Raw genomic sequence first — 1,416 nt, forward strand, 5'->3', positions numbered from 1 at the left:
TCAGGGTCGCGGTGTAAGTGATCTGACCGCCTTCGGTAATGGTGTTGTCGGCGGTGAGCGTCAGCCCGGTGTTATCGATCGAATCGGTGATCGTGGTGACCGCCGGCGTCGTGCTCGGGGTCAACTGCTCGAAGTTGCCACCGGTGGTGCTTTCGATGGTGGTGCTGACGGTGCTGCCGTTTTTGTAGACGTCGTTCGCCGGCGTGTCGACCACCACGCTGCCGGTGGTTTTGCCGGCCTCGATGTTGATCACCGCGCCGTTGCTGAGCGTCACGGTCATCGGCGTACCGGCCGGGTTGGTCAGGGTGGCGGTGTAAGTGATCTGACCGCCTTCGGTGACCGAACCGGTTGCTGCCAGGGACAGGCCGGTGTTGTCGATCGAGTCGGTGATCGTCGTAACGGCCGGAGTGGTGCTCGGGGTCAGTTGTTCGAAGTTGCCGCCCGTGGTGCTCTCGATGGTGGTGCTGACGGTGCTGCCGTTCTTGTAGACGTCATTCGCCGGGGTGTCGACCACCACGGAACCGGAAGTCTTGCCGGCCTCGATGTTGATCACCGCACCGTTCGACAGGGTCACGCTCATCGCGGTGCCGGCCGGATTGGTCAGGGTGGCGGTGTAGGTAATCTGGCCACCTTCGGCCACGGAACCGGTGGCCGCCAGGGACAGGCCGGTGTTGTCGATCGAATCGGTGATCGTCGTAACAGCCGGGGTGGTGCTTGGGGTCAGCTGCTCGAAATTGCCACCGGTGGTGCTTTCGATGGTGGTACTGACGGTGCTGCCGTTTTTGTAGACGTCATTCGCTGGGGTATCGACCACCACGCTGCCGGTGGTTTTGCCGGCCTCGATGTTGATCACCGCGCCGTTCGACAGGGTCACGCTCATCGGCGTGCCGGCCGGGTTGGTCAGCGTCGCGGTGTAGGTGATCTGACCGCCTTCGGTAATGCTGTTGTCGGCGGTGAGCGTCAGGCCGGTGTTGTCGATCGAATCGGTGATCGTCGTGACCGCCGGCGTCGTGCTCGGGGTCAACTGCTCGAAGTTGCCACCCGTGGTGCTTTCGATGGTGGTGCTGACTGTGCTGCCGTTTTTGTAGACGTCGTTCGCCGGCGTGTCGACCACCACCGAGCCGCTGGTTTTGCCGGCCTCGATGTTGATCACGGCGCCGTTGCTGAGCGTCACGGTCATCGGCGTACCCGCCGGATTGGTCAGCGTCGCGGTGTAAGTGATCTGACCGCCTTCGGTAATCGTGTTATTGGCGGTGAGCGTCAGCCCGGTGTTATCGATCGAATCGGTGATCGTGGTGACCGCCGGAGTCGTGCTCGGGGTCAGCTGCTCGAAATTGCCACCGGTGGTGCTTTCGATGGTGGTGCTGACGGTGCTGCCGTTTTTGTAGACGTCATTGGCCGGGGTATCGACCACCA

The 1,416-nt window shown here is 62.4% G+C and carries 1 protein-coding gene; it reads right to left on the minus strand.

Annotation, left to right across the window (positions count from 1 at the left end; translation table 11 throughout):
• Window positions 1–1,416 (minus strand): immunoglobulin-like domain-containing protein (locus tag KRR23_RS28930; RefSeq protein WP_367880672.1); only part of this gene is annotated, 1,416 nt, incomplete at both ends.

The sequence above is a fragment of the Pseudomonas sp. CVAP#3 genome (assembly GCF_018986375.1).
In the GTDB taxonomy this organism is placed as follows: domain Bacteria; phylum Pseudomonadota; class Gammaproteobacteria; order Pseudomonadales; family Pseudomonadaceae; genus Aquipseudomonas; species Aquipseudomonas helvetica.